We start from the raw sequence: 3,125 nt of genomic DNA, 5'->3' as shown, positions 1-3,125 counted from the left end.
AGACTTAGTAATAATGGGAAGAATTTTCCTACATTACATAAGGTAATACATCAGGTAAAGTATTGGATACGAGGTATATATTCTTGGGTATCAGAATTTAACATAGACCAATATTTAGCGGAATACAGTTTTAGAATCAATCGCTCACAAAATAAAGATACTATCTTTAACAAATTAATGAAAAGAATTGTAGAACGTTCTCCCGTTTCCCAAAGTCAATTAGTATGTAGCTAAATAGACATCTCAATAATTTTATCTTAAAAACTCTAACCCCTGATAGAAATCTTTATATTCTTCCTCATAACTACTCAATACAAATATGGGAGGCTCATTTTCTGAAAGGAAAGTTAGCCAATGATCATAGGAGTAAAATACAATATTTTCTATAATATCTGGTTTTCCCTTAATGAAATTACCAATATAAAAATTTTTATACATCCATACGGTTGCGATACCATTTCCACCAAAAACACGCTCTATTACTTTCTTATTATCTTTAACAATCATTAAGTAAATCATTCTTTCATCCCATCTTTCATTGAGCTTATCCCAATTGGAAAAGGCTTGCATATAAAAGTCAGCATTATTTATTTTTCCTTTATATGTATTATCTATATGAAGAGAGATAGGATATTCATAGTAAGCATATTTGTCCAATAAACTGTAATTGATAGGAAAAGGAATATCTATATTTTTTATCTTCACGCTTTCTATTCTTTTTATTTTTCCCGTTTGGAATATATTTCCATCCTCAATAGATGCGTAATCATATTCTTTTCCTTTATATGAGGTATCTACTTCTTCGCTATAACTTAATAATAAACCAACATCAAAATACTTCTCTTCTATTTTTCCTTCTATTATCTCAATAGGATTGTAAGCGATCATTTCTAAATCTTTTATTAAATACGTATCCAGTTTGTCCTTTTTTATACTATAAGCATACACTGTATCAGTTTGTTTTAGGTGTAATTGTTCTAATATTTGCTCTTTGCGTTTTCCTGTTAGGGAGAAATAATATTTTTGCTTATTTATCTCTTTCTTTGTAAGGAGTGGTTCTTTTTGACTAAGCCTATAAGGTATAGAGAGATTTACGTAATATCCATATTTTGGAAAAACACTAACTTCATTTACTTTATAAACCTTCAAGTTAGCTGGTTTCCTATTTAAATAACCATACCCTTCTTCTGAATTAGGATATATATTTACAAATTTTAAGCTATCTCTATAAAAAATACGATCAGCCGCTATAAGAGAATCTTCACTTATAATTTCTTTTTTTTCTTCCTCTTGTGAAGGATTTACCTCTGTTTTTTCCATTTTACACGCCGTGATTAGGAAAAATACACTTATTATATATAATACGTATTTCATTATATGGTACTCAGGTTTTGATTGGTTACCTCTACTTCAACCTCTTCTACAAATAAGCATTTTTCGTGTCGCTGTATAGCTTCTTTCAAGCTCTCTTTTACCAAGAGTTTTAGGTTGGCATCACTTTTAAGCATATCAAAGTCTGCTTCCCAAAAGCCCGTGCCGAAGCCTTCATCAAACTTACACTCTCCCCAAGCTGTGGTAGCCAGTAGGAAGAGTTGCTGGTCAATAGAGGTCTCTAAGGTGGTCTTGGCAAGGTCGCGCTTCTCTATCAACGCCTTGAAGTCTATGGGGGTTTTGTAGTAAGTGCCTTTCATTTATCTTAATTATTACAAATCAATATCTTCTTATTATTACAAATTCATCACTACCTTGTGGTAAATATAGCTTAACGGGGAATGTAGCGGCACCTCCTTCTTTTCCATATTGTATAAGAGGACTCTCTCCTTTTATATCCCAATCGATACCATTAACCTGTTTAGTGTGATTACTCCGTTCTAAGCACACTAATCTACCATCAGCATATATTTTCATCTCATAATCTTCTAAAGCAGCCATCATACCCTTGTCTTTGATAATTTCTTCTTTTTCTTCTTTGATGTACTTATTGAGGTATTCTTTATCAGAATAATTGAAAAAAGCTGTTTCTTCTTGAGATTTTTTTACTAATTTTTGCCATTGATCAACATCTCCTTTATTAAGAATTTCCCATAGCTTTTTATAATAGGCGATAACTTTTTTCTTTAGTTTATCTTTGTCCCATTTTCTAAGATCTTGCCCATTACTCCAACCATTCAGTTCATAAGGTAAATCGATTGTAAACTTTCCTTTTATTTCATAATATGGAACAGGTTTCTCCAAATTTGGAATAGGATAAGAGTATAGATACTGATATGTTCCCTCTTCTGCTCCTTCTCCCACAGCAATCTTCTGATATTTAACTAATCCTACTTTTAAGAACTGAAAGGTATCAGGCTGTATACCTCCTTTTCTCAGTTCTTCATTAGAAGAAAATAGTTTTATCCTAAACTGATAAGTACCACTCTTTAGAACAGCTTGATTAATGTTTATTATAGTATTATGCATAGACATTTCATTGTTTGTTTCTACTAAAATATCATTAATGTAAGCTTCATAACGACCAGGTATGGTAACATCTAAAGCATAGACAATTCTTTCATTTGATTTCATATTATTTTTTTGTTTAAAACTCAGTGATAATACTGTTAGAAGTATTAAAATACAATATTTATTCCTCATCTTTTTTTAGATATTCTTTTTTTTTCTACAAAATTGAATTTAAAATGCAAAACTACAAAAAATAATATAATTAGCCCATACAAAGAGGATTATTTTTTTGATAGGAAGATAAGAGAAGACAGAGTCTTAGATGATTTGGACAGGCTTTTTCAAAATTAGGTTTCTAAATCGTTACCTAATACCTTGAAAAATATTTTTTGAGGCGTCAAAATAATCTCATATATTTGCACTCTGAAAATTAATGTATTATGGAATTATTTAAGGGACAAAGCCTCTTAGAGTTTACTGAACGCTTTAAAACAGACTTAGATTGCGAAGAATATCTAGCTTCTTTAAAGTGGGAAGATGGATATTGCTGTCGCAAATTACGAGGTATATATTCTTGGGTATCAGAATTTAACATAGACCGCTATTTAGCTGAGTATAGTTTTAGAATCAATCGCTCACAAAGCAAAGAGACTATCTTTAACAAATTAATGAAAAGAATTGTA

3 protein-coding genes and 2 pseudogenes are annotated in these 3,125 nt (G+C 30.7%); 2 read left to right on the top strand and 3 right to left on the bottom strand.

What is annotated here, in order from left to right; all coding sequences use genetic code 11:
* Positions 1-234: pseudogene (locus tag HMPREF1154_RS13040) on the top strand (IS1595 family transposase); the annotation flags it as partial.
* A gap of 18 nt (positions 235-252) precedes the next feature.
* Here the strand turns inward: HMPREF1154_RS13040 and HMPREF1154_RS00020 are convergent.
* The 3 genes from HMPREF1154_RS00020 to HMPREF1154_RS00010 are packed head-to-tail and all read right to left on the bottom strand — an operon-like array spanning position 253 to position 2,565.
* A complete protein-coding gene (locus HMPREF1154_RS00020; protein WP_009640468.1) occupies positions 253-1,320 on the bottom strand; it encodes a hypothetical protein in 1,068 nt (355 codons plus the stop codon).
* 53 nt (positions 1,321-1,373) lie between these two features.
* Positions 1,374-1,691 carry a GPW/gp25 family protein gene (locus tag HMPREF1154_RS00015; protein WP_009640471.1) on the bottom strand — a complete coding sequence of 106 codons (318 nt, stop codon included), beginning with the start codon at positions 1,689-1,691 and terminating at the stop codon, positions 1,374-1,376.
* Positions 1,692-1,710: 19 nt separating this feature from the next.
* Positions 1,711-2,565: a hypothetical protein gene (locus HMPREF1154_RS00010; protein WP_009640469.1), complete on the bottom strand. Its 855-nt coding sequence runs from the start codon at positions 2,563-2,565 to the stop codon at positions 1,711-1,713.
* 317 nt (positions 2,566-2,882) lie between these two features.
* Between HMPREF1154_RS00010 and HMPREF1154_RS13620 the strand changes: the two are divergent.
* Positions 2,883-3,125, top strand: a pseudogene (locus HMPREF1154_RS13620) (hypothetical protein); the annotation flags it as partial.

Source organism: Capnocytophaga sp. CM59, from assembly GCF_000293175.1.
Lineage (GTDB): Bacteria > Bacteroidota > Bacteroidia > Flavobacteriales > Flavobacteriaceae > Capnocytophaga > Capnocytophaga granulosa.
Note: the sequence above shows the minus strand (reverse complement) of the source record. Positions and strands in the feature narration are given on the sequence as shown.